The 19200-nt window shown below is 71.6% G+C and carries 16 protein-coding genes, 1 tRNA gene and 3 pseudogenes; 14 read left to right on the top strand and 6 right to left on the bottom strand.

Features of this window, described 5'->3' with window-relative positions; genetic code table 11:
* Nucleotides 1-105 precede the first annotated feature (105 nt).
* The 7 genes from ACFYO9_RS07960 to ACFYO9_RS07930 all read left to right on the top strand — a co-directional run bounded on the left by ACFYO9_RS07960 (nucleotide 106) and on the right by ACFYO9_RS07930 (nucleotide 8678).
* A complete protein-coding gene (locus ACFYO9_RS07960) occupies nucleotides 106-1566 on the top strand; it encodes an FGGY family carbohydrate kinase (RefSeq protein ID WP_358774180.1) in 1461 nt (486 codons plus the stop codon).
* On the top strand, nucleotides 1566-2981 hold the full coding sequence (locus ACFYO9_RS07955) for an FAD-dependent oxidoreductase (protein ID WP_358774182.1): 1416 nt from the start codon (nucleotides 1566-1568) through the stop codon (nucleotides 2979-2981). The genes ACFYO9_RS07960 and ACFYO9_RS07955 overlap by 1 nt, the downstream gene beginning before the upstream one ends.
* Entirely contained in the window at nucleotides 2978-4198 is a 1221-nt protein-coding gene (locus ACFYO9_RS07950) for an FAD-dependent oxidoreductase (protein ID WP_358774184.1), read from the top strand. The genes ACFYO9_RS07955 and ACFYO9_RS07950 overlap by 4 nt, the downstream gene beginning before the upstream one ends.
* A gap of 241 nt (nucleotides 4199-4439) precedes the next feature.
* On the top strand, nucleotides 4440-5627 hold the full coding sequence (locus ACFYO9_RS07945; protein WP_358774186.1) for a thiolase family protein: 1188 nt from the start codon (nucleotides 4440-4442) through the stop codon (nucleotides 5625-5627).
* 191 nt (nucleotides 5628-5818) lie between these two features.
* On the top strand, nucleotides 5819-7336 hold the full coding sequence (locus tag ACFYO9_RS07940) for a long-chain fatty acid--CoA ligase (RefSeq protein ID WP_358774188.1): 1518 nt from the start codon (nucleotides 5819-5821) through the stop codon (nucleotides 7334-7336).
* A 10-nt stretch (nucleotides 7337-7346) separates the two neighbouring features.
* Entirely contained in the window at nucleotides 7347-8135 is a 789-nt protein-coding gene (locus ACFYO9_RS07935; protein ID WP_358774190.1) for a sulfite exporter TauE/SafE family protein, read from the top strand.
* A gap of 45 nt (nucleotides 8136-8180) precedes the next feature.
* Nucleotides 8181-8678, top strand: coding sequence for a hypothetical protein (locus ACFYO9_RS07930; RefSeq protein WP_358774192.1), 498 nt, complete (start codon nucleotides 8181-8183; stop codon nucleotides 8676-8678).
* A gap of 21 nt (nucleotides 8679-8699) precedes the next feature.
* Here ACFYO9_RS07930 and ACFYO9_RS07925 read toward each other — a convergent pair whose 3' ends face one another.
* Complete coding sequence (locus ACFYO9_RS07925) at nucleotides 8700-10799, bottom strand: MDR family MFS transporter (protein WP_358774194.1); 2100 nt, start codon at nucleotides 10797-10799, stop codon at nucleotides 8700-8702.
* Between the two features lie 204 nt (nucleotides 10800-11003).
* On the bottom strand, nucleotides 11004-11543 hold the full coding sequence (locus ACFYO9_RS07920; protein WP_358774196.1) for a DUF309 domain-containing protein: 540 nt from the start codon (nucleotides 11541-11543) through the stop codon (nucleotides 11004-11006).
* A gap of 107 nt (nucleotides 11544-11650) precedes the next feature.
* On the opposite strand from ACFYO9_RS07920, the gene ACFYO9_RS07915 reads away from it, so the two are divergent.
* Nucleotides 11651-11724 (top strand) — tRNA-Pro (locus ACFYO9_RS07915).
* Between the two features lie 149 nt (nucleotides 11725-11873).
* On the opposite strand, the pseudogene ACFYO9_RS07910 reads toward ACFYO9_RS07915, so the two are convergent.
* Nucleotides 11874-12446 (bottom strand): annotated as a pseudogene (locus tag ACFYO9_RS07910) (site-specific integrase); the annotation flags it as partial.
* Nucleotides 12447-12467: 21 nt separating this feature from the next.
* Between ACFYO9_RS07910 and ACFYO9_RS07905 the strand changes: the two are divergent.
* Nucleotides 12468-12792, top strand: a pseudogene (locus ACFYO9_RS07905) (hypothetical protein); the annotation flags it as partial.
* On the opposite strand, the gene ACFYO9_RS07900 reads toward ACFYO9_RS07905, so the two are convergent.
* On the bottom strand, nucleotides 12678-14120 hold the full coding sequence (locus ACFYO9_RS07900) for a DUF4157 domain-containing protein (protein WP_388666079.1): 1443 nt from the start codon (nucleotides 14118-14120) through the stop codon (nucleotides 12678-12680). The pseudogene ACFYO9_RS07905 and the gene ACFYO9_RS07900 sit on opposite strands and share 115 nt — an antisense overlap.
* A gap of 154 nt (nucleotides 14121-14274) precedes the next feature.
* The gene (locus ACFYO9_RS07895; RefSeq protein ID WP_358774198.1) at nucleotides 14275-14403 is read right to left on the bottom strand and encodes a hypothetical protein; all 129 of its coding nucleotides are present in this window, start codon (nucleotides 14401-14403) and stop codon (nucleotides 14275-14277) included.
* Nucleotides 14404-14893: 490 nt separating this feature from the next.
* Between ACFYO9_RS07895 and ACFYO9_RS07890 the strand changes: the two genes are divergently transcribed.
* Nucleotides 14894-15109 (top strand): hypothetical protein, encoded by a 216-nt coding sequence (locus ACFYO9_RS07890; RefSeq protein WP_358774200.1) that lies wholly within the window; start codon nucleotides 14894-14896, stop codon nucleotides 15107-15109.
* Nucleotides 15110-15162: 53 nt separating this feature from the next.
* Here the strand turns inward: ACFYO9_RS07890 and ACFYO9_RS07885 are convergent, their stop codons facing one another.
* Nucleotides 15163-15840: a hypothetical protein gene (locus ACFYO9_RS07885; RefSeq protein WP_358774202.1), complete on the bottom strand. Its 678-nt coding sequence runs from the start codon at nucleotides 15838-15840 to the stop codon at nucleotides 15163-15165.
* 754 nt (nucleotides 15841-16594) lie between these two features.
* Here ACFYO9_RS07885 and ACFYO9_RS07880 point away from each other — a divergent pair.
* The 4 genes and pseudogenes from ACFYO9_RS07880 to ACFYO9_RS07865 all read left to right on the top strand — a co-directional run bounded on the left by ACFYO9_RS07880 (nucleotide 16595) and on the right by ACFYO9_RS07865 (nucleotide 18987).
* Entirely contained in the window at nucleotides 16595-16777 is a 183-nt protein-coding gene (locus ACFYO9_RS07880) for a substrate-binding domain-containing protein (protein ID WP_358774203.1), read from the top strand.
* A gap of 76 nt (nucleotides 16778-16853) precedes the next feature.
* Nucleotides 16854-17696 carry a hypothetical protein gene (locus tag ACFYO9_RS07875; RefSeq protein ID WP_358774205.1) on the top strand — a complete coding sequence of 281 codons (843 nt, stop codon included), beginning with the start codon at nucleotides 16854-16856 and terminating at the stop codon, nucleotides 17694-17696.
* Nucleotides 17697-17857: 161 nt separating this feature from the next.
* Nucleotides 17858-18463: pseudogene (locus ACFYO9_RS07870) on the top strand (HAD-IC family P-type ATPase); the annotation flags it as partial.
* Nucleotides 18460-18987: a copper chaperone PCu(A)C gene (locus tag ACFYO9_RS07865; RefSeq protein ID WP_358774207.1), complete on the top strand. Its 528-nt coding sequence runs from the start codon at nucleotides 18460-18462 to the stop codon at nucleotides 18985-18987. The pseudogene ACFYO9_RS07870 and the gene ACFYO9_RS07865, both read left to right, overlap by 4 nt.
* The last annotated feature ends 213 nt before the right edge of the window (nucleotides 18988-19200 follow it).

Here is a 19200-nt window from a genome sequence, read left to right as displayed (position 1 = left end):
GTGACCTTGATTTGTCAACACGGCACGCCGAACGGTCATTTGGTGTGCAGAACGTGTCATTCAGGTCCCTTGACGCCCTCCGTACCGCTGTAGCACGCTGCCGCGGTGATCACCTATGAGCGGCCTTCGGCGCAGCGGCCCGTGCTCGCCGTCGACCAGGGCACGTCCGGCACCAAGGCCCTCGTGGTCTGCCCGGAACGCGGCGTGATCGGCGCGGGCACGGCCGCGGTGCGCCCCCGCCACCTCCCCGGCGGCCTGGTCGAGGCCGACCCCGCCGAGCTCTACGGCTCCGTCGTCGAGGCGGGCCGCGCGGCACTGGCCGACGCGGGCGAGCCGGTCGCCGCCGTCGGCCTCGCCAACCAGGGCGAGACGGTCCTCGCCTGGGACCCGGCGACCGGGGAGCCGCTCACCGACGCCCTCGTCTGGCAGGACCGCCGCGCCGCATCGGTCTGCGCCGGACTCGCCGAGCACGCCGAGGAGTTGCACCAGCTCACCGGGCTGCCGCTCGACCCGTACTTCGCGGCGCCCAAGATGGCGTGGATACGCCGCCACCGCACCCGGCGCGGCGTCGTCACGACCAGCGACGCCTGGCTCGTCCACCGGCTCACCGGCGCCTACGTCACCGACGCCGCGACGGCCGGCCGCACCCAGCTCCTCGACCTCGACACGGTCCAGTGGTCACCGCGCGCGCTTGAGCTCTACGGACTCGGCGACGAGCGGCTGCCCGAGGTCGTCGACGCGGCAGGACCCGTCGGGACGACCACAGCCTTCGGCCCCGAACTCCCCGTCACCGGCCTCCTCGTCGACCAGCAGGCCGCTCTGCTCGCCCAGGACGTGACCACACCGGGCAGCGCCAAGTGCACGTACGGGACGGGGGCGTTCCTGCTCGCGCAGACCGGACCGCGGCCCCGGCGCGGCGCCTCGGGGCTCGTCAGCTGCGTCGCCTGGCGGCTCGCGGGGCGCAGCAGCTACTGCCTCGACGGGCAGGTGTACACGGTCGCGTCCGCCGTCCGCTGGCTCACCGACCTCGGCGTGATCGCGGGGGCCGAGGACATCGACCCCGTCGGCTCCGCCGTACCGGACACCGGCGGCGTCACCTTCGTACCGGCCCTCGCGGGGCTCGCCGCGCCGTGGTGGCGCGGCGACGTGCGCGGGTCGCTGACCGGGCTCGGCCTCGACACCACCCCGGGCCACCTGGTGCGCGCCCTGTGCGAGGGCATCGGGGCACAGGTCGCCGCGCTCGCCGACGCGGTGGCCGCAGACCTGGGGGAGCCCCTGACGAGCCTGCGCGTCGACGGCGGCCTGACGCGCTCGGCGCTCCTCATGCAGACCCAGGCCGACCTGCTCCAACTCCCCGTCGAGGTATCGGCGTTGCCCGACGTCACCGCGCTCGGCGCGGCCGCCGTCGCCCGGATCGGCCTCGACCCCTCCCTCGCCGTCGCGGACGCGGTCCCCGCATGGCGGCCCGCCGCCGTCTACGAACCACGGATCGGCGCGGACCGTGCGGCCGAACGCCTCGCGGGCTTCCGCTCCGCCGTGACCGCCCTGACGGAACGTACGCCCTGATGGCCGTGGTCAGGCGGGGCGCGCTGCCCGACGTGACGTACGACGTGGCCGTCGTCGGCGCGGGAGTCGTCGGCGCGGCCGTCGCCCGCGACCTCGCCCGCCACCCCGGCCTGCGCATCGCCCTGGTCGAGGCCGCGAACGACGTCGGCGAGAGCACGTCGAAGGCGAACACGGCGATCCTGCACACCGGCTTCGACGCCGTGCCCGGCTCCCTGGAGGCCCGCCTGGTCCGCGAGGGCAGCGGGCTGCTCGCCGCGTACGCCGCCGAGACGGGCATTCCGGTCGAACCCGTCGGCGCGCTGCTTGTCGCCTGGAACGCCGAGCAACTCGACGCGCTGCCGGGGCTGTTGGCGAAGGCGGAGCGCAACGGCTACACCGACGCGCGCATCATCGGCCCCGCGGAGGTCCGGGCCCGCGAGCCGCACCTGGGTCCCGGCGCCCGCGGCGCCCTCGACGTCCCCGGCGAGAGCATCATCTGCCCCTGGACCACCACCCTCGCCTACGCCACCCAGGCGGTCCGCGCGGGCGTCGACCTGCTCCTCAACTGCCGCGTGGAGGACGTCGGTCCGACAGCCGACCCGCACGTGCTGATCACCGCGCGCGGCCCGGTGCGCGCCCGGTACCTCGTCAACGCCGCAGGGCTGCACGCCGACTCCATCGACCGGCTCCTCGGCCACGACGACTTCACCGTCACCCCGCGCCGCGGCCAGCTCCTCGTCTTCGACAAGCTCGCCCGCGACCTGGTGCGGCACATCCTGCTGCCGGTCCCCACGGCGCTCGGCAAGGGCGTCCTGGTGGCGCCGACCGTGTACGGGAACGTCCTGCTCGGACCCACCGCCGAGGAACTGGACGACAAGACGGCCACCGGCTCGACGGCAGAGGGCATCGCCGCCCTGCGCGAACAGGGCGGCCGGATCCTCCCCGAGCTGCTCGACGAAGAGGTCACCGCGGTCTACGCCGGACTGCGCGCCGCCACCGAGCACGACGACTACCGCATCAGCGCCCACAAGGAACAGCGCCGCGTCACCGTCGGCGGCATCCGCTCCACCGGCCTCACCGCATCACTGGCCATCGCGGCCCACGTCACCGAACTCCTCGGCGCCACGGGACTGCGCCTGCCCGAGCCCCGTGAGCTGCCGGTCGTCCGCATGCCGAACCTCGGTGAGGCCTTTCCGCGCCCCTTCGAGCGCGCCGACCTCATCGCGACCGATCCCGCGTACGGCGACGTGGTCTGTCACTGTGAACGCGTGAGCCGCGGCGAGATCCGCGACGCGCTCGCGTCGACCGTGCCGCCCGGCTCGCTCGACGGGCTGCGCCGTCGCACCCGGGCGCGGAGCGGCCGCTGCCAGGGTTTCTACTGCGGTGCCGAGGTACGGGAACTCTACGAACGGGGTGCGGAGTTGGGTACCGGATGAGGCGCGAGCGCATCGTCGACGTACTGGTCGTCGGCGCGGGGCCCGCGGGCCTCGCCACCGCGGCCGGGCTTGCCGCGTCGGGCGTCGGCGAGGTCGAGGTCGTGGACCGGGAACGGCAGGCGGGCGGGGTCCCGCGGCACTGTCTGCACGGCGGCTTCGGACGCCTCGGGATGACCGGGCCGCAGTACGCGGAGCGCTGCGTGGCGGCGGCCGTGGGCCACGGCGCGGTCCTGCGGACCGGGGTGAGCGTGACTGCGTGGGCGGCGCCGCTCACCGTCGACACCACCAGCCCGCGCGGCCTCGAACGCATCACCGCCCGCGCGGTCGTCCTCGCCACCGGCGCCCGCGAACGGCCCCGCGCCGCACGCCTCGTGCCGGGCACCCGGCCCGCCGGGGTCTTCACCACCGGCGAGCTGCAGCAGGCCGTCCACCTGCACGGACAGCGGATCGGCAGCCGGGCCGTCGTGGTCGGCGCCGAGCCGGTGAGCTTCGCCGCCCTGGACACGCTGCGGCGGGCCGGGGTCACGGTCGCCGCGCTGGTCACCGAGCATCCGCGCCACCAGGCGGCGCGGGCCCGCGCCCTCGACGCCCGGCTGCGGCACGGCGTCCCGCTGCTCACCGACGCCACGGTCACCGAACTCCTCGGCCGAGGCCGCCTCTCGGGCGTCGCGCTGCGGCACCGGGACGGCAGGACCGCGCAGGTCGCCTGCGACACCGTCGTGTTCACGGGTGACTTCGTTCCCGACCACGAACTGGCCCGGCGCGGCGGCCTGTCGATGGACCCCGGCACCCGGGGTCCGGCGGTCGACGGCGCCTTCCGCACCGACGCGCGCGGCGTCTTCGCGGTGGGCAACGTACTGCACGCCGCCGAGCCGGCCCGTGCCGTCGCGCACGAGGGGAGCGTGGCGGCTGCGGCCGTGCGGCGCTACCTCCACGACGGCGACTGGCCGTCGACGACGGTGCCGCTGCGGGTCGCGGCGCCGCTAGCCTGGGTCGCCCCGAACCGGCTGACCGAGGACGAGCCGAGCGAGGGGTTCGTCCTGCGGACCTCCGCGTTCGTCGCGCGCCCGGCTCTGGTGATCACGCAGGACGGCAGGACCCTGCACCGCGCGGGCCTGCGCCGCCCGGCCCTCCCGAACCGCCCGTTCCGCATCTCCGGGAGCTGGACGGCACGGGTGGACGCCAGGGGCGGCGCGGTGCGGGTGGCACTGGGGTAGCGGATCGCGCTGCGGTACGGATGGGTGGCTCGCGCTGCGGTACGGATGGGCGCCTCGCCCCCGCCGGGGCCCGGCGTGCCCGAACCCCTCTTCCCATCGCCCCCGCCTCCCGCATACACTCCAAAACTAGCAGCGCTAATTTACGTAGCGACTCGATCCACACCCGAAGCGACTCGATCCACCCGCGAGACCCCGCGAGACCGAAGCAACGAGACCCCGCAGAACGATCCGGAGCCGTATCGTGCGCACCGTCCACTTCGCCGCCGCCCGCCGCACCCCCATCGGCAGACTCCGCGGCGCCCTCTCCTCCGTCCGCCCCGACGACCTCGCAGCGGGCGTCGTGAAGGGCCTCCTCGCCGACATCCCCCAGCTGGACCCCGCCCGGATCGACGACGTCTACTGGGGCGCCGCGAATCAGGCGGGCGAGGACAACCGCAACGTCGCGCGGATGGCCGTCCTCCTCGCGGGCCTCCCGGAGTCCGTGCCCGGCGCGACCGTGAACCGGCTGTGCGCCTCCGGCCTCGAAGCCGTCACGGCCGCCGCGCGCACCGTCGCCGCCGGCGAGGCGGACATCGTCCTCGCGGGCGGATCGGAGTCGATGAGCCGCGCGCCCTTCGTCCTGCCCCGCCCCGACGAGGCACTGCCGCACCGCATGGAGACCGCCGACACCCGCCTCGGCTGGCGCCTGACGAACCCGGCGATGAAGGACCTGCACGGCGTCCTCGCGATGGGCGAGACCGCCGAGGAGGTCGCCGCACGGTACGGCATCGCCCGCGAGCGCCAGGACGAGTTCGCGCTCCGCAGTCACCAACGGGCCGCCGCCGCCCGCAAGGACGGCCACTTCGACGACGAACTCCTCCCCGTCACCCGGCTGGACGGCACCGTCGTCGACACCGACGAGTGCGTGCGCGAGGACACCTCGTACGAGAAGCTCAGCGGTCTGCGGCCGGTCTTCCGCAAGGACGGCACCGTCACCGCGGGCAACGCCTCGCCGATGAACGACGGGGCCGCCGGGCTGCTGCTCGTCAGCGAGGAGGCGCTGAACGACCTCGGCCTCGAATCCCTCGGGCGGTACGCGGCGGGCGCCTCCGCCGGCGTCCACCCGGACGTCATGGGCATCGGACCGGTCCCGGCCACCCGCAAGGTGCTCGACCGGGTCGGCTGGAGCATCGACGACCTGCACGAGGCGGAGTTCAACGAGGCGTTCGCCGCCCAGGCGCTGGCCTGCGTCGACGCCCTCGACATCGACCCGGAGCTGGTCAACCCGTCCGGCGGGGCCATCGCGCTCGGCCACCCCCTCGGCTGCTCCGGTGCCCGCATCCTCACCACCCTGCTGCACCGCATGCGCCGCACCGGCGCCACCCGCGGCCTCGCGACCATGTGCGTGGGCGTGGGGCAGGGCAGCGCGCTCCTGGTCGAGCGCGACTGACGCCGGACCCGCGCGCCGCCGATGCGACGGCACGATCTGATCTGACGGTGGCGGCGGCGAGTGCGCGCCGCCGCCACCGTCAGGAACGACGTGCCGCACCGGGTGCCCCCTCCCGGAAGTGATCCACCGCAAGCCCCCCTCTCCCGGAATGTGATCCACCGCAAGCCCACGGAAACGGAGCACCCTCCCTCATGGCCACGCTCTCCCTCGCCGCGATCCTCGCCGAGCCCGCCCGCCGCCACCCGGACCGCATCGCGCTCGTCGAGGGGGATCTGCGGCTCTCCTTCCGGGAGTTGTGGCATCAGGCACGCGCCCAGGGAGCCGCCCTCACGGAGCTCGGTGTGCGGCCCGGGGACCGCGTCGCCATGATGGCCCCCAACACGGCGGAGTTCCCTCGAGCCTACTTCGCGATCCTCGCCGCCGGCGGCGTCGTCGTACCCGTCCATCTGCTGCTCTCCGCGGACGAGGTCGAACACGTCCTGCGGGACAGCGGCGCGACCCTGCTGCTCTGCCACCCCGCCCAGGCGGCGACGGGCGCGGCCGCCGCCGAGGCCGCGGGGGTACGCATGCTGCGCCTCGGCGACGAGGGCGAGCTCGAGGCGATGGCCCGCGCCACCGAACCCCTCGCCTCGTACGCCACCCGCGACGCGGACGACCCGGCCGTCGTCTTCTACACCAGCGGCACCACGGGCGTCCCCAAGGGCGCCGTGCTCAGCCACTTCAACCTGGTGATGAACGCGACGGTCAACGCCTTCGACGCCAACGACGTCCGCCCCGACGACATCGCCCTCGGCGCCCTGCCGCTCTTCCACGCCTTCGGCCAGACCGTCTCCATGAACTCGACGTGGCGGGCCGGCGCGACGCTGGTCCTGCTGCCGCGCTTCGACGCCGCGCGGGCCATCGAGCTGATGGTCGAGGAAGAGGTCAACACCTTCCACGGCGTGCCCACCATGTACGTGGGACTGGCCGCCGCGGCCGAGACCGCCGAGCGGCTGCCCCGGCTGCGCATCTGCATCTCCGGCGGCGCCTCGCTGCCCGTCGCCGTCCTCGAACGGTTCGAGAAGGCCTTCGGCACCCCGGTCTACGAGGGGTACGGGCTCTCCGAGACCTCCCCGACCGCAGCCGTCAACCAGCCCGACTTCGGCACCAGGCCCGGCAGCGTCGGCCATCCGCCGTGGGGCGTCGACGTGGAGATCGCCCGCGCGGACGTCGACGACCGCATCGAACTGCTGCCGACCGGCGAACTCGGCGAGGTCGTCGTCCGCGGCCACAACGTCTTCTCCGGCTATCTGGGCCGCCCCGAAGCGAGCGCCGAGGCCCTGGTGGACGGCTGGTTCCGCAGCGGCGACCTCGGCACCAAGGACGCCGACGGCTTCCTGACCATCGTCGACCGCAAGAAGGACGTCATCATCCGCGGCGGCTTCAACGTCTACCCGCGCGAGGTCGAGGAGGTCCTGATGCGTCACCCGGCGGTCGCCCAGACCGCCGTGATCGGCCTGCCCGACCCCGTGCACGGCGAGGAGGTGTGCGCGGTGGTCGTCCCGGCCGCAGAGGCGACGCCCGAGACGGCGGGCGAGATCATCGCGTGGTCCAAGGAGCACCTCGGCCGCCACAAGTACCCCCGGCTCGTCGAGTTCATCGACGCGTTTCCGCTCGGCCCCAGCATGAAGGTCCTCAAACGGGAACTGCGCGCCCACTACGGCACGTGAGAATGCCCGTATGTGGGGTGTGCGGGATGTGTGGGACGCGTGGGACCTGTCGGCCGGCCAGTTCGCCGCGCTCGCCGCGGCGGCGATGCTGGTGGGCTTCTCGAAGACGGCCGTCAGCGGCGCTAACACGATCAGCCTCGCGGTCTTCGCCGCCGTCCTGCCGGCCCGCGCGTCGACCGGCGTCCTGCTCCCCGTCCTGATCGCGGGCGACGTCCTGGCGGTGCTGACGTACCGCAGACACGCCCACTGGCCCACCCTGTGGCGGCTGTTCCCGGCGGTCGCCGGGGGAGTGGTCATCGGCACGCTCTTCCTGACGTGGGCCGACGACGCGGTGGTCCGTACGTCCATCGGCGCGATCCTGCTCCTGATGGCGGGCGTCACGGTGGCCCGCCGCAGAGCGACGGCGCGTACGGAGACCCACGAACTCCCCGACCCCCCTCCGGCAAGCCGCCTCAAGGCCCCTTCCTACGGCGTACTAGGCGGCTTCACCACGATGGTCGCCAACGCGGGCGGCCCGGTGATGTCGATGTACCTGCTCTCGGCGGGCTTCCGGAAACTGGGCTTCCTGGGCACGTCCGCCTGGTTCTTCCTGATCGTCAACGCCTCGAAGGTGCCGTTCAGCGTGAGCCTCGGCCTGATCGACGCCCACTCACTGGCCCTGGACGCGCTCCTGGCGCTCTTCGTGGTGCCGGGCGCGATCGTGGGCAAGCACACGGTGCACCACATCAACCAGCAACTCTTCGAACGCCTGGTAATCGCAGCGACGATCCTGGGCGGCCTCCAACTGCTCCTGCGGTGACGGCCCCTCGGAGGCTCCCTGAGAGGAGTGGGCCATGATGTGGGCATGACTTCTGGCGCGCCATCAACCCTCTCCCCGGCCTTCGCAGAGCCCGTGCCCCGCACGGTGCTGGGATCGCTGTGGCGCTGGGCGCTGATGCTCCTGGCCGCTTGTGCGGCGACCGTAGCCGGGGCGTGGGCCGACTCCAAGATCGTCATTGACTCCGGTGAGCTTGCCACGGCGGGCAGTACGGTCGTGGCCCTGGCGATCAGCGTCGCCGCCGTCCTCTGGCTGCGGGCGCGGGACGGTTTTCTCGTGGCCGTCCTGTCGGGCGCCGACCTCGCGGGTCTCGGCGGTGCGTACACGCTCGACGACGGGCTGCTGGACGGCGGGCGGCTGCACCCCGAGGTGCTGACGGTCAACTTCTCGAACGTCATGGCCGCCGCGGGTGCCGTCGTCCTGATCCTGTCCCTCGTCCTCGCGGGCATCAGTGGCCACCGGCACCCGCGCAAGCCGGGTTCCAGTATCGGCGGGTCCGGACGGCGTCCCGACGCGGCGGAGTGACAGCCGGTCAGGGGCCGGAACTCAGCGTCCGGCCAGCGAGGCGCCCGCCAAGTCCGGGGAGAGCGTCTCCGGTGTGAGGCCGTGTTCCAGGTCTTCCGCGAGGAGCCGCTTCGCGATGACGTCGACCGCCGCCACCAGTTCCTTGTCCGGCGGTCTGCCCAGGTCCTTCTCGATCTCCTCGCCCAGCCAGGAGGCCCACGCCCGGGAGATGACCTCCGCCTCGCGCTCCCCGGCGGGCGTGTGGGAGAAGTACGTGCCCGTTCGGGTCAGATACCCCTCGTCCGTCATGCGGTCGAAGACGGGTACCAGCACCTCGGGCGGGATCCGGTGGCGGGCCGCGATCAGCCCGAGACTGGCGTGCCCGACCATTCGGGTGAAGAGCGAGACCTGCATGACCGCCCAGGCCCCCGCGATGTCAAGACGGGTGTCCGAGCCGCGGATGATGCCGCGCGCCGTGTTCATGCCGACGTTGCGGATGATGTGCGCCACGCCGCGCTCCAGGAGATGACCGGAGTCGCCGCTCATCGGCTGCGCGAACCCCTCACCCATGTCCGGGGCGCCCATACGGGCGCTGTCGCGCAACTGGACCTGCTTGAGGAAGAGCGCCACCAGGAACCCGACGAGGGCGACGGGAACGGTCCACAGGAAGACGGTGTGCAGGGTGTCCGCGTACGCCTCGACGATCGGCCCCGAAGCCGCCGAGGGCAGCTCGTGCACCCCGCCCGGATTCTGCGCCGCCCGCCCGATCGCGGCCGGATCACCACCGCTCGCCCGGGTCGCCTCGGCCACCCCGTCCTTGAGGTTGGGCGCGAGGGTGTTGGCGTAGATGGTCCCGAACACGGCCGTGCCGAAGGAGCTGCCCAGCGTACGGAAGAAGGTCACGCCCGAGGTCGCGGTGCCCAGATCGGCGTACGGGACGGTGTTCTGCACGGCGATCGTCAGGACCTGCATGCACAGCCCGATGCCGGTGCCGAGCACGAACATGTACAGCGACTCCAGCCACGTGCTGGTCGCGCTGCCCATCAGCGAGAGCAGATAGAGCCCGAGGGCCATCACCAGCGCGCCGACGATCGGGAAGATACGGTACGTGCCGGTCTTGCTGACCACGTTGCCGCTGAAGACCGACGCGATGAGCAGCCCGATGACCATGGGCAGCGTCCGCACCCCCGAGATCGTCGCCGAGTCCCCGTCGACGTACTGGAGATACGTCGGCAGGAACGTCATCGCGCCGAGCATCGCGAACCCCACGATGAAGCTGAGGATCGAGCAGACCGTGAAGACGGGGTTCGCGAACAGCCGCATCGGCAGCATCGGTTCGGCCGCCCGCGTCTCGACGACACAGAACAGCGCCAGCGCGAGGAGACCTCCGACGAAGAGCCCGATGATGGTCGGCGACCCCCACGCGTACTGGTTGCCGCCCCAACTCGTCGCCAAAATCAGCGCGCTCGCACCGACCGCGACGAGCGCGATGCCCAGATAGTCGATGACGGGCCGCACGGCGGACTTCACCACGGGGATCGTGCGGGCCGCGGCGATGACCACGACGATCGCGATGGGCACGTTGACGTAGAACGCCCAGCGCCAGGTCAGATGGTCCGTGAACAGACCGCCGAGCAGCGGACCGATCACCGTGGACACCCCGAAGACCGCGCCGATCGCGCCCTGGTACTTGCCGCGCTCGCGCAGCGGGATGACGTCGGCGATCAACGCCATGGACGTGACCATGAGCCCGCCCGCGCCGATGCCCTGCATCGCCCGCCAGGCGATGAGCAGCGTCATGTTGGTCGACAGGCCGCACAGGAAGGAGCCGGTGATGAAGATGACCGCCGACAGCTGGAAGACGACCTTGCGCCCGAACAGGTCACCGAACTTGCCGACGAGGACCGTGGCCACGGTCTCCGCCAGCAGATACGAGGTGACCACCCACGACATGTGCTCCGCCCCGCCCAGGTCCGACACGATCGTCGGCAGCGCGGTGCCGACGATGGTCTGGTCGAGGGCGGCGAGCAGCATCCCCAGCATGATCGTCACGAAGACGACGTTGCGGCGCCGCCGGTCGAGGACGGGCGGCGCCTGGGCCTCGGCGGGAGCGGACGCGGCCGGCTGATCGGTGGTGGTCACACGGCCACCCTCACACCGGCGCCGGGCGTGTGCATGCGGGGCGAGGCCGGTTCGGTGACGGAACGGGAGGCGGGCCCTCCGCCCAACCGCGACGGAACGAGAGGGGCACCCTCCGCTCAACCGCGACGGAACGAGAGGCGCACCCTCCGCTCAACCGCGACGGAACGAGAGGCGCACCCTCCGCCCGACCGCCCCCCCGTTGCGCTACCGGCCCAGGCCCGTCGAGCCACCCCGCAGCCGCGGCGCGTGGGCCGCCGCGTCCACCGAGGCACCCTCCCGCCCCAGAAGCTCCGCCAACGCCTCCGCCCACGCGACCAGTTCCGCGAGGTCCATCCCGTACGGCCGCTCCTGCCCGGCCTCCGCGCTCCACGCCGAGACGGCCCCGGCCCCGCGCAGCAGCAGCCGCGCCCCGCCCGTGGTGTTGCCGCGGGCCGAGTGCGTGAGCCCGACGGCGAGCTGGGCCAGGCCCTTCCACAGGCCGCGCTCCGTCTCGGGCCCGGACTTCCAGGCGTCCTCGAAGACCTCGTGCGCGTGGAAGGGACGCCCGGCGTCCAGCAGCGCCTGCGCCTCGGCGACGGACTCCTCCGGGGCGCGGACGACCCCCTCGGGCTGCCGGGGAACGCCGTCGGAGCCATAGGGCAACGGCCGGCCGAGTCCGTCGCGGGGCCGCTGGTTGCGCGCCCGCCCTTCCTCGTCGCGGTCCCGCTCACGGCCGGGGTCGTGCGGTTCAGGTGCAGTGCTCATACGCCGATTGTCGCGCGTGCCTGACGGCGGTCACCGGAGAACGGAGCACCCTTCGGTGTGGGGTAGAGTTCTACCTGTGATCACGCGGGGCACCGCACAGAACACACCGGGACGTGGCGCAGCTTGGTAGCGCACTTGACTGGGGGTCAAGGGGTCGCAGGTTCAAATCCTGTCGTCCCGACTTGAGAGAGTCGAGGTCAGGGCCGGTTTCGGAGCAATCCGAAACCGGCCCTTGATCGTTTTGGGGACCACTTGGACTCCGGCGTCGGCGAACCATGTCAGGCCGGTGTGCGGTCGTCCCAGTGGTTGCATCGCGCAGGACGGCCGTGGGGCGTCGGGGTCAGGTCCGGCGGAGAGGATGCGCCGGGCTGCGAGGGGGCGGATCTCCTCGGTTCTCCTCGATGGTCGGGACTTTGCGGGCCCGCTTGCCTTTGGTGCCCTTGTCGGTCAGCCCGCCGGGTGCGGGTGTGGTCTGGCGCCGCACGGTCCAGATCCACCGGGTGGTGTCGACGTCGCCGACGCGGCAGCCGGAGACCTCTCCGATCCGGGCGGCGGTGCAGGCGGCGAAGAGTACGACGTCTCCCCAGCCGCGGTACTGGTCGTGGGAGGCGGCCACCAATGCGTCGGCCAGCTGGACGAGAGTCTCCCAGTCGGGCAGGGCCAGAGCAGGGGGTCGAGGAGTTCGTCCTCCGCCTGCTTGTAGAGCTTCTGCCAGCCGGTCACCCGGGCGGGGCTGACCTTGAAGATGCCGTCCCGGACCGCCTGTTCCATGACACGGACCAGGACGGCGATCGTGTTCTTGACCGTGGAGCGGCTGTGATCGTCGGCGATCCAGTTCTGCACGGTGCGGTCGATGACCCCGTTGGTGATCATCCGTACCGGGAGGTGCCCCAGGGCGGGGACCGACACCTGCGCCTTGGCCCTATCGCCCTCATGGTGCTGCTCGGCAACCCGCTCTCGGGCCTGGCCACGGGCCCGCACTGGCTCCCCGACGGATGGGCCACCGTCGGCCAGCTGCTCCCCCTTCTTCGACGGGGCGGGCGGCGGCCTGCCTGCTCTCGTCCTGGCGGTCTGGGTCGTCACCGGTGTCGGCCTCGCCCTGCTCGCTGCATACCTTCGGCGGCTACCCCACGTTCACTTCCTCAACTGGGGCCGGCGGGCGAGGAAGAGCTTGGCGCCCTCGACGAGCCCGTGCTGTACCACCTTCGGGTTCTGCTCGAGCCAGTCCAGGGCTTTGTCGGGTCCGTAGTCGACCTGAAGGCGGTATTGCAGGAGATAGGAGGCCAGGCGTTCCAGGATCAGGCTCTGCGCCGTGATCTTGCGCAGCGCGAGCAACGGGTCCTGCCCTGCCGCGTTGTAGGACGCGATCTGCTGGAACTCCGTCACCAACTTCTGCTGTTCCGGCGAGATCGCTGACGGCCCCAGTCCGGACACCAGCTTGCCGAAGGGCTTCTCAGCCTCCTCGTAGTGGTCGCCGAGGGCCAGCTTGGCCGCGGCGGCGGCCTCCACACCGAAGGCCCGCAGCTCCGCCGAGATCATCCCGGTCTTCCGCTTCGCGTCGTCGTCCCCCTCGTACTCCGCCTGCCGATCGGTCGGGAACCGCTTTTCCACGAAGTCCACAGCGTGCTGCAGTTCATGGGCAAGCGTGGCGGCGAAATTCCGCAGCTCGGTGGCGTTCGCGGAGGGCGACGGAGGATCGATCGCAAGTATCCCTTCGCCCTCTACCACCGAGAACGCCGCCCGGCCCCGGGGCGATTTCTCCTCCCGGAAGTGCACCTCCCGCCCGGCCTGTTCCACCTGCCGCACCAGCGACGCGAACGGTGCCTCAATGCCCTGCGCCCGCGCCCCCGGGTCCGCCGCCTCCAGCAACGACATGAACTCCCCGTCCTGGACGTACTTCCGCGACCACGGCCCGTACGACAGCCGACGCTGCACCTGCGGCGTGCCGGGCCCGTGCGCCGGCCGCGCGGCCGGTTCCGCCTGCTCCGCGGACTGCGGCACCGGACCGCTCATGACTCGCGCCGCGTTCTCCTCCGCTGCTTGCTCGAACCGGTCCGCCGGGTCACTCAGGGCCAGCCCGTCTCCGTGATCGGTTCCCGCCACCGGCCCCTGGCGCTGCTGGATGACGTGCGTCAGTTCATGAGCGAGCGTGTGCCGGTCCGTGCCGCCCTCACCGACCACGATGCGGTTGCCGGAGGTGTAGGCCCGAGCGCCGATGCCGGCGGCGGAGCGGCGCGCGGCCGCGTCGGTGTGCAGCCGTACGTCGGAGAAGTCCGCACCCAGCCGCGACTCCATCTCTGAACGCAACGGCTCCGCCATCGGCTGTCCCGGGCCGCGCAGCGTCTCGTGGACGGCGGAGCGCTGCACCGGTGCCTGCTGGTGGCCGCACGCGGGTCCGTGCGTATGTCGGGCCTCTTCTATCAGGCGGGCTGTCGCGGCGTTACCGATGGTGCGCTGAAGCGCGAGCATGTGCGCCGCCGAAGTGGCCGCAGGTTGCGGCACCGCAGGGGCGGCCGCCCGCAGACAGCCATCGGAGGCTGCTCGGTCGGGGTTCTTCGCGGGATCCTGCGCGCGCATGAGTGACCCTTCGGGAAAACGTGCCGACGTTTCCACTCTGCTTACCAACTCCCCCCACCACCCGGTAGAAGCGGCAGGGCACACTGCCTTGCCCAAATGAGCACTGATGCCGGCTGTCGGGGCCCGCGGCCCCGGGCTATCAACGGCGCAGGTTCTAGATGAGCTCGCGGTGCCCCTCGGTGCGGCGCGGCACGTACTCGTCGGGCGCCGCGCCGAGAGGGATGGCCCGGTCCGTGATCCCGTAGGCGACCCGGTAGGCCATGACCTGGGTGACGTGGTCCATCCACCCCTGTGTCTTTTACGCCGGTGGGACGGGACCGAGCACGGTAACGGACCACATGGGCAGCAAGGCTCGGTCAAGTCGACCTGGGCCAGTGCGGCCTGCGCTGTCTGGGCTGGGGCGGCCAGTTTCTCGGCTCGCTCGTTGTGCCTTCCGGCAAGGGGCCGAGACGAGTTGAAGTCCATGACGGCCCGCTTGAAGTCGCGGGACGCGCGGGGCTGAGTGGCCAGGATGCCGGCGGCCTCCACCACCTTGTCGCGGTGCTCGTCGCGCTCTTCTAGCGCCTGTTCGTAGCGGCCGATACTGAGACGGTGGGCCTCGCGCTGATATTTGAGGAGCAGTCCTGACCGGACGTGCCAGCCGTGGTTGGCGGCCTGACCAGCTTGGCCGAGGTGAGGGAGGCGGCCGTTGCGGCCGAGGCGGCCGAGCCGCTCCGTGCTGTTGCCCGCCGGGTGCCCTCGTACCGGGCGCGGGCTGCCGGTACGCGGTCGCCGTGTTCGAGGCCAGAGACTCGAAGCAGTGCATGGGGCACGCTGACTTCAGCGAGCGGGGCGTGGAGTTGTACGTCGATGGTCAGAACAGCCCGACCGAGGTGGTGGACCTGGACGAGCGATTGGTCGGCGGCGCTGGGCGCGTTCGCGAATTGCTGCGCCAGGAGAAGGGAGCGCGGCTCGTTGTCGACGTGGACCAGGAGGGGGGCATCCTCTGACTGGGGCTGGCCGCAGGTCGCCGTAGCACTGCGGCCGGGCCGCATAGGGTGCCTTAAATACTGCCTGCGTCGCGTCCAGTACGTGAGCGTGCTCCTGGCGAGTCGGGACGGAACGGCCTGTCGAGTTCTCGATTGATCACCTCGTCAAGCTGTGCCCGTCGTGGCGAGATGACCTCACGCCACAGCTCAGCACGAGCTTCTGAGGGCAGACCGTGAACAGAATCCATGACCCCCTCAGCGCCGAGTTTGATACTCCACGCAAGGCCGCGCACTTCCGCGCCGGCCACCATGCCCAGGACGTGGTGGAATTCGTGGATGTCGTGATAAGCGTCCTTCATCTCGTCCGACATGACCTCTTCAGCCAGCACCGCACGACGCAATCGGTCGATCGCACTCTGGAATTGTGTATATGTGGTCTGACGCACCTGCCACCGTAGGCGCTCCTGCTCTGTCTCTGCCTGTTTCTGGGCCAAGCGCAGGGCGTTCCGGTGCGTGGCAGCTTCCAGCTCAAGGGCGGTCTGCTGCGCCGCTTCCGCCACGCTCAATGCGGTGCGGTGGTTGGCTTGGGCCTGCTCCATCGCGGCGCGATGGTTCGCCTCCGCTACCTCAATAGCCGTGTGGTGGGCGGCCTCCGCCTGTTCCAGCGCCGTGCGCTTCTGCCAACGTGCCACCACCACGGTCACGGGTATACCCGCCAGCGCCAACAGCGCTGCGATACCGCTCAGTTCCATGGCCTTACATGATGGCGCACGAAGGCGGGCCGAACCAAGCTTCGCGCCGGCCCACCCCAAGGGTGCCCGAAGGGCGTGTCGCCATGACCGGGGCCAGGAAGAGGTAATCCTGCCGCCTCGCCTCGATCGACCATCTGGTTCCTCCGTCATACGCCGCTCGCCTCCTGCCGCGTGGGTGGGAGGGGGCTGACTCCGCCGATTACACGGATGCTGGTGCGTGCGCGGGGCACGCTGCCGCCTCCGGGCCGGATGCCGGCCGCCTTCTGGCCGCAGAAGGCCGACAGATCTCCAGAATTCTGGAGGAGCGGGAGACAGCGGCCCGTGCGGGTGGAAGGGCTTCGGGAGGAAGTCGCCCGGTTGGTGTGCCCTTGAGGGCTGGCGGCGGATCTCCACCGCGGCCTGAACGCCGGCCTTGACGCTCGCGGCGCCGTCGTCGGCGAGCCGCGGCGCGGGGATGACCAGCCCCGGGCGCGCCCACTGCGGCTGGAGCGCTCCGGAGCCGAGCAGCGTCAGCACGTGCAGCAGTCGCGAGGTGAACGCCCTGGCGAAGCACTCGCCGAGGGAAAGGACGGTCAGGCCGAGCTTCACCTGCCCGAGCGCGTCGTGAACCTCGGCCACCAACTCGACGAGTTCACCGGGGCGGTGGAGGCGGAGCTGCGCAACGCGGTCCTGGTCCACAACGACCACGACGCGATCGTGCTCCTTCCCCGGCTGCGGGCACGCGACCTGTCCGTGGCCGGGCAACCTCGCGATCGTGGCGTACGGCGACGAGGTCGCGGCGCTCGCGGACATCCCGCTGACCGCGGTCGCACCGCCGAAGCGGGCGGGCGGGGTCGCGGCGGTGGACATGCTGGCGCTGCGACTCGCCGACCCGGCCCAGGGGCGCCACCACCTCTCGATCCTGCCGGAGTTGAAGGTCCGCCCGTCCAGCGCGTGAGAGCACCCGACTCCGTGATATTCCGCTCACCCCTGACCTAAGATCCACCGGTATGGGGGAATCGAAAAATGAGACGATGACCGGGGTCGTCCTGACCGGCGGCCGTACCCGGGCGTGGGTGGAGCGCGGCGCGCTGCACTGGATCCGGGGGCGTACGACCGTTGTCGTGCCGGGGACGGGGATCCGCCGCGTCGAGGCGGCCGGGAAGTCGCTGACCGTGTTCCTCGTCGAGGATGCCGGAGGCGGCTCCTCGATGACGGTCACTCATCGCAACAGGGATGTGATCGCCGCGCTCGGCGCGGAGATAGAAGCGATCATTGGTGACGCCGGCCCGCGGGGGAGTCGACGGCAGCAGCCACAGCGGCACACGGTGCGGGTGTGGCCCGTGCGCGTGCTGACCCGCCTGCGCGACCAGGTGCTGCACGGCAGCCCGTGGTGGCGGCGCGCGCTCTACTACACGGTCCTGGGACCTCCCCTGGCCGTGCTCCTCCCGCCCAGCACCATCCTGGGCCTCGTCGCCTGGGTGCTGCTGCCCGTCGGGCTCGGCCTGCTGTGGCTCTGGGTGCAGATGACCGACCTGGACACGCGGTTGGTGATGCGGCGGCGGGGTGTGACCGTCCACGCCCGGTACGAGGTCGATCGGACCGTGATCAGCGACTCGGGCACCAGTTACAGCGTCTACATCGTCCACTTCCGCACGCTCGACGGGCAGGAGATGGCGGAGTCGACCTCGTCGCGGGAGGACCACGACGAGATCACGTACGACCCCCGGGATCCCGCCCACATCTACGCGCGCACCACCCGGGGGTCCTGGCTGGGAAACGCCGTGCCCGCTTTCCTCCTCGCCGGCATGTGGGGCGTCTTCTTCTGCGTCCCGGCGATCAACTGGCTCACCGAGCTGGTGTCCCTGCCGTTCTAGCCTGCCGCTCGCCGTACCTCCCGAGGCGAGGAGAGGCGGACCGCGCAGCCCGCGCAGAGGGCCGCTGGAGACACCCGGTGGAGTCCCTGGGTGCGGTCCGGGGTGGCGATCACGACGGCGTCGAGGTCGGACCAGCTGTGCTGGTACTTGCCGCGGTCGTGGCGCTCATCGCCGTGGGAGACGTGATCCGCCCCGGCAGCTATCGGGCAGTGGACCGGCTGCGCCGACTGGGGGTGCGCCCGGTTCTCGCCACCGGTGATCGCCAGGCCCCGGCCTGGGCGGTCGCCGCGCAACCGGCCATCGACACCGTCCACGCCGCCTGTTCGCCCGAGGACAAGGCGGCCCTGGTCGCCGTGCTCACGGCTGAGGGCCGCCGGGTCGCGGTGGTCGGCGACGGCGTCAACGACGTGGCAGCCCTCGCGTCGGCCGACCTGGGAATGACCATGGGGGCAGGAACGGATGCGGCGATCGGTGCTGCCGACGTGACCCTCGTACGCGGCGACATCGAGGCTCTGGCCGACGCGGTACGGCTGTCGCGCACCACGCTCGCCACCATCCGGGCCAACCTGGTGTGGGCGTTCGGCTACAACGTCGTAACGGTGCCGTTGGCCATGGTGGGACTGCTCAACCCGATGCCGGCCGCCGCGGCCATGTCCGTCAGTTCGGTCCTTGTCGTCGTCAACATTCTGCGTTTGCGGACCTGGCGGCCCGGGCCCATCCCCGCCCGTACGCGCAAGCCCCGGCAACGGGCGAGGAGCAACTGGTGACCCTGTCCGGATCCACCGCCGGGTCTGCCCGAGTAGTGCGGCGTCTCAAGCAGTCCGCGCTTGCCGCTGCCGCTCCGGTAGCCGCGTGCCTGCTTACCCTGGGCGAGCTGACCGCCTGGACCTTCCTCGGTCACGCCGGGACGCCGCCCGATCTGAGCGTCACCCGGGCCTACGTGTTCCAGCCGACGGGCGGGGCTCCCGACACGGCGGCCTTCTTCCGTGTCACCAACAAGGGCAGCTCAGCTGATGAGTTGACCGAGGTGACCTCGCCGGCCGTGCCGGACGGGATCGCCCTGGGTCGGCACCGGATGACGCCGGACAGCGCGGCCTACCGTTATGCCACAGACCGGCTTCAGGTGCCCGCGCAAGGCACGTTGGACATGACGCCGATGCCGAGCGATGTGACGGCGCCCGCCGACCGCGACTGGCGTGCGGGTGACCGGATGCCATTCGACCTGCAATTCGAGCACAGCCGCATGGTCCGGGTCAGCGCGGAGGTCGTGCGGCCGGGCTCTCTCGGCTGACCGCAGCCTGCCCGACGTGCACTGCCGATGACGGCAAATCCTCAAGCACCGGAATTCCAGTTAGTCGGCGGGAGTTGCCGAGCAGTTCCCGGGAGGGGAAAGGACAATCCTCACGAGCGGTCCTGGTCACGCATGCCTTCTGAAGCGGTGCTTTCTGTGTCAACATCCGCCTTGCGGAACGCGATGAAATGTGCCTTCCCGAGCGCGTTCCGA

Source organism: Streptomyces sp. NPDC005863 (assembly GCF_042871345.1).
In the GTDB taxonomy this organism is placed as follows: Bacteria; Actinomycetota; Actinomycetes; order Streptomycetales; family Streptomycetaceae; genus Streptomyces.
Note: the sequence above shows the minus strand (reverse complement) of the source record. Positions and strands in the feature narration are given on the sequence as shown.

Excerpts from the sequence above, each read along its gene's own strand:
- ACFYO9_RS07955 (WP_358774182.1), top strand. The coding sequence starts at position 1,566 with ATGGCCGTGGTCAGGCGGGGCGCGCTGCCCGACGTGACGTACGACGTG.
- ACFYO9_RS07950 (WP_358774184.1), top strand. The coding sequence starts at position 2,978 with ATGAGGCGCGAGCGCATCGTCGACGTACTGGTCGTCGGCGCGGGGCCC.
- ACFYO9_RS07940 (WP_358774188.1), top strand. The coding sequence starts at position 5,819 with ATGGCCACGCTCTCCCTCGCCGCGATCCTCGCCGAGCCCGCCCGCCGC.
- ACFYO9_RS07935 (WP_358774190.1), top strand. The coding sequence starts at position 7,347 with ATGTGGGGTGTGCGGGATGTGTGGGACGCGTGGGACCTGTCGGCCGGC.
- ACFYO9_RS07930 (WP_358774192.1), top strand. The coding sequence starts at position 8,181 with ATGACTTCTGGCGCGCCATCAACCCTCTCCCCGGCCTTCGCAGAGCCC.
- ACFYO9_RS07920 (WP_358774196.1), bottom strand. The coding sequence starts at position 11,543 with ATGAGCACTGCACCTGAACCGCACGACCCCGGCCGTGAGCGGGACCGC.
- ACFYO9_RS07900 (WP_388666079.1), bottom strand. The coding sequence starts at position 14,120 with ATGCGCGCGCAGGATCCCGCGAAGAACCCCGACCGAGCAGCCTCCGAT.
- ACFYO9_RS07895 (WP_358774198.1), bottom strand. The coding sequence starts at position 14,403 with ATGGACCACGTCACCCAGGTCATGGCCTACCGGGTCGCCTACGGGATC.
- ACFYO9_RS07885 (WP_358774202.1), bottom strand. The coding sequence starts at position 15,840 with ATGGAACTGAGCGGTATCGCAGCGCTGTTGGCGCTGGCGGGTATACCC.
- ACFYO9_RS07875 (WP_358774205.1), top strand. The coding sequence starts at position 16,854 with ATGACCGGGGTCGTCCTGACCGGCGGCCGTACCCGGGCGTGGGTGGAG.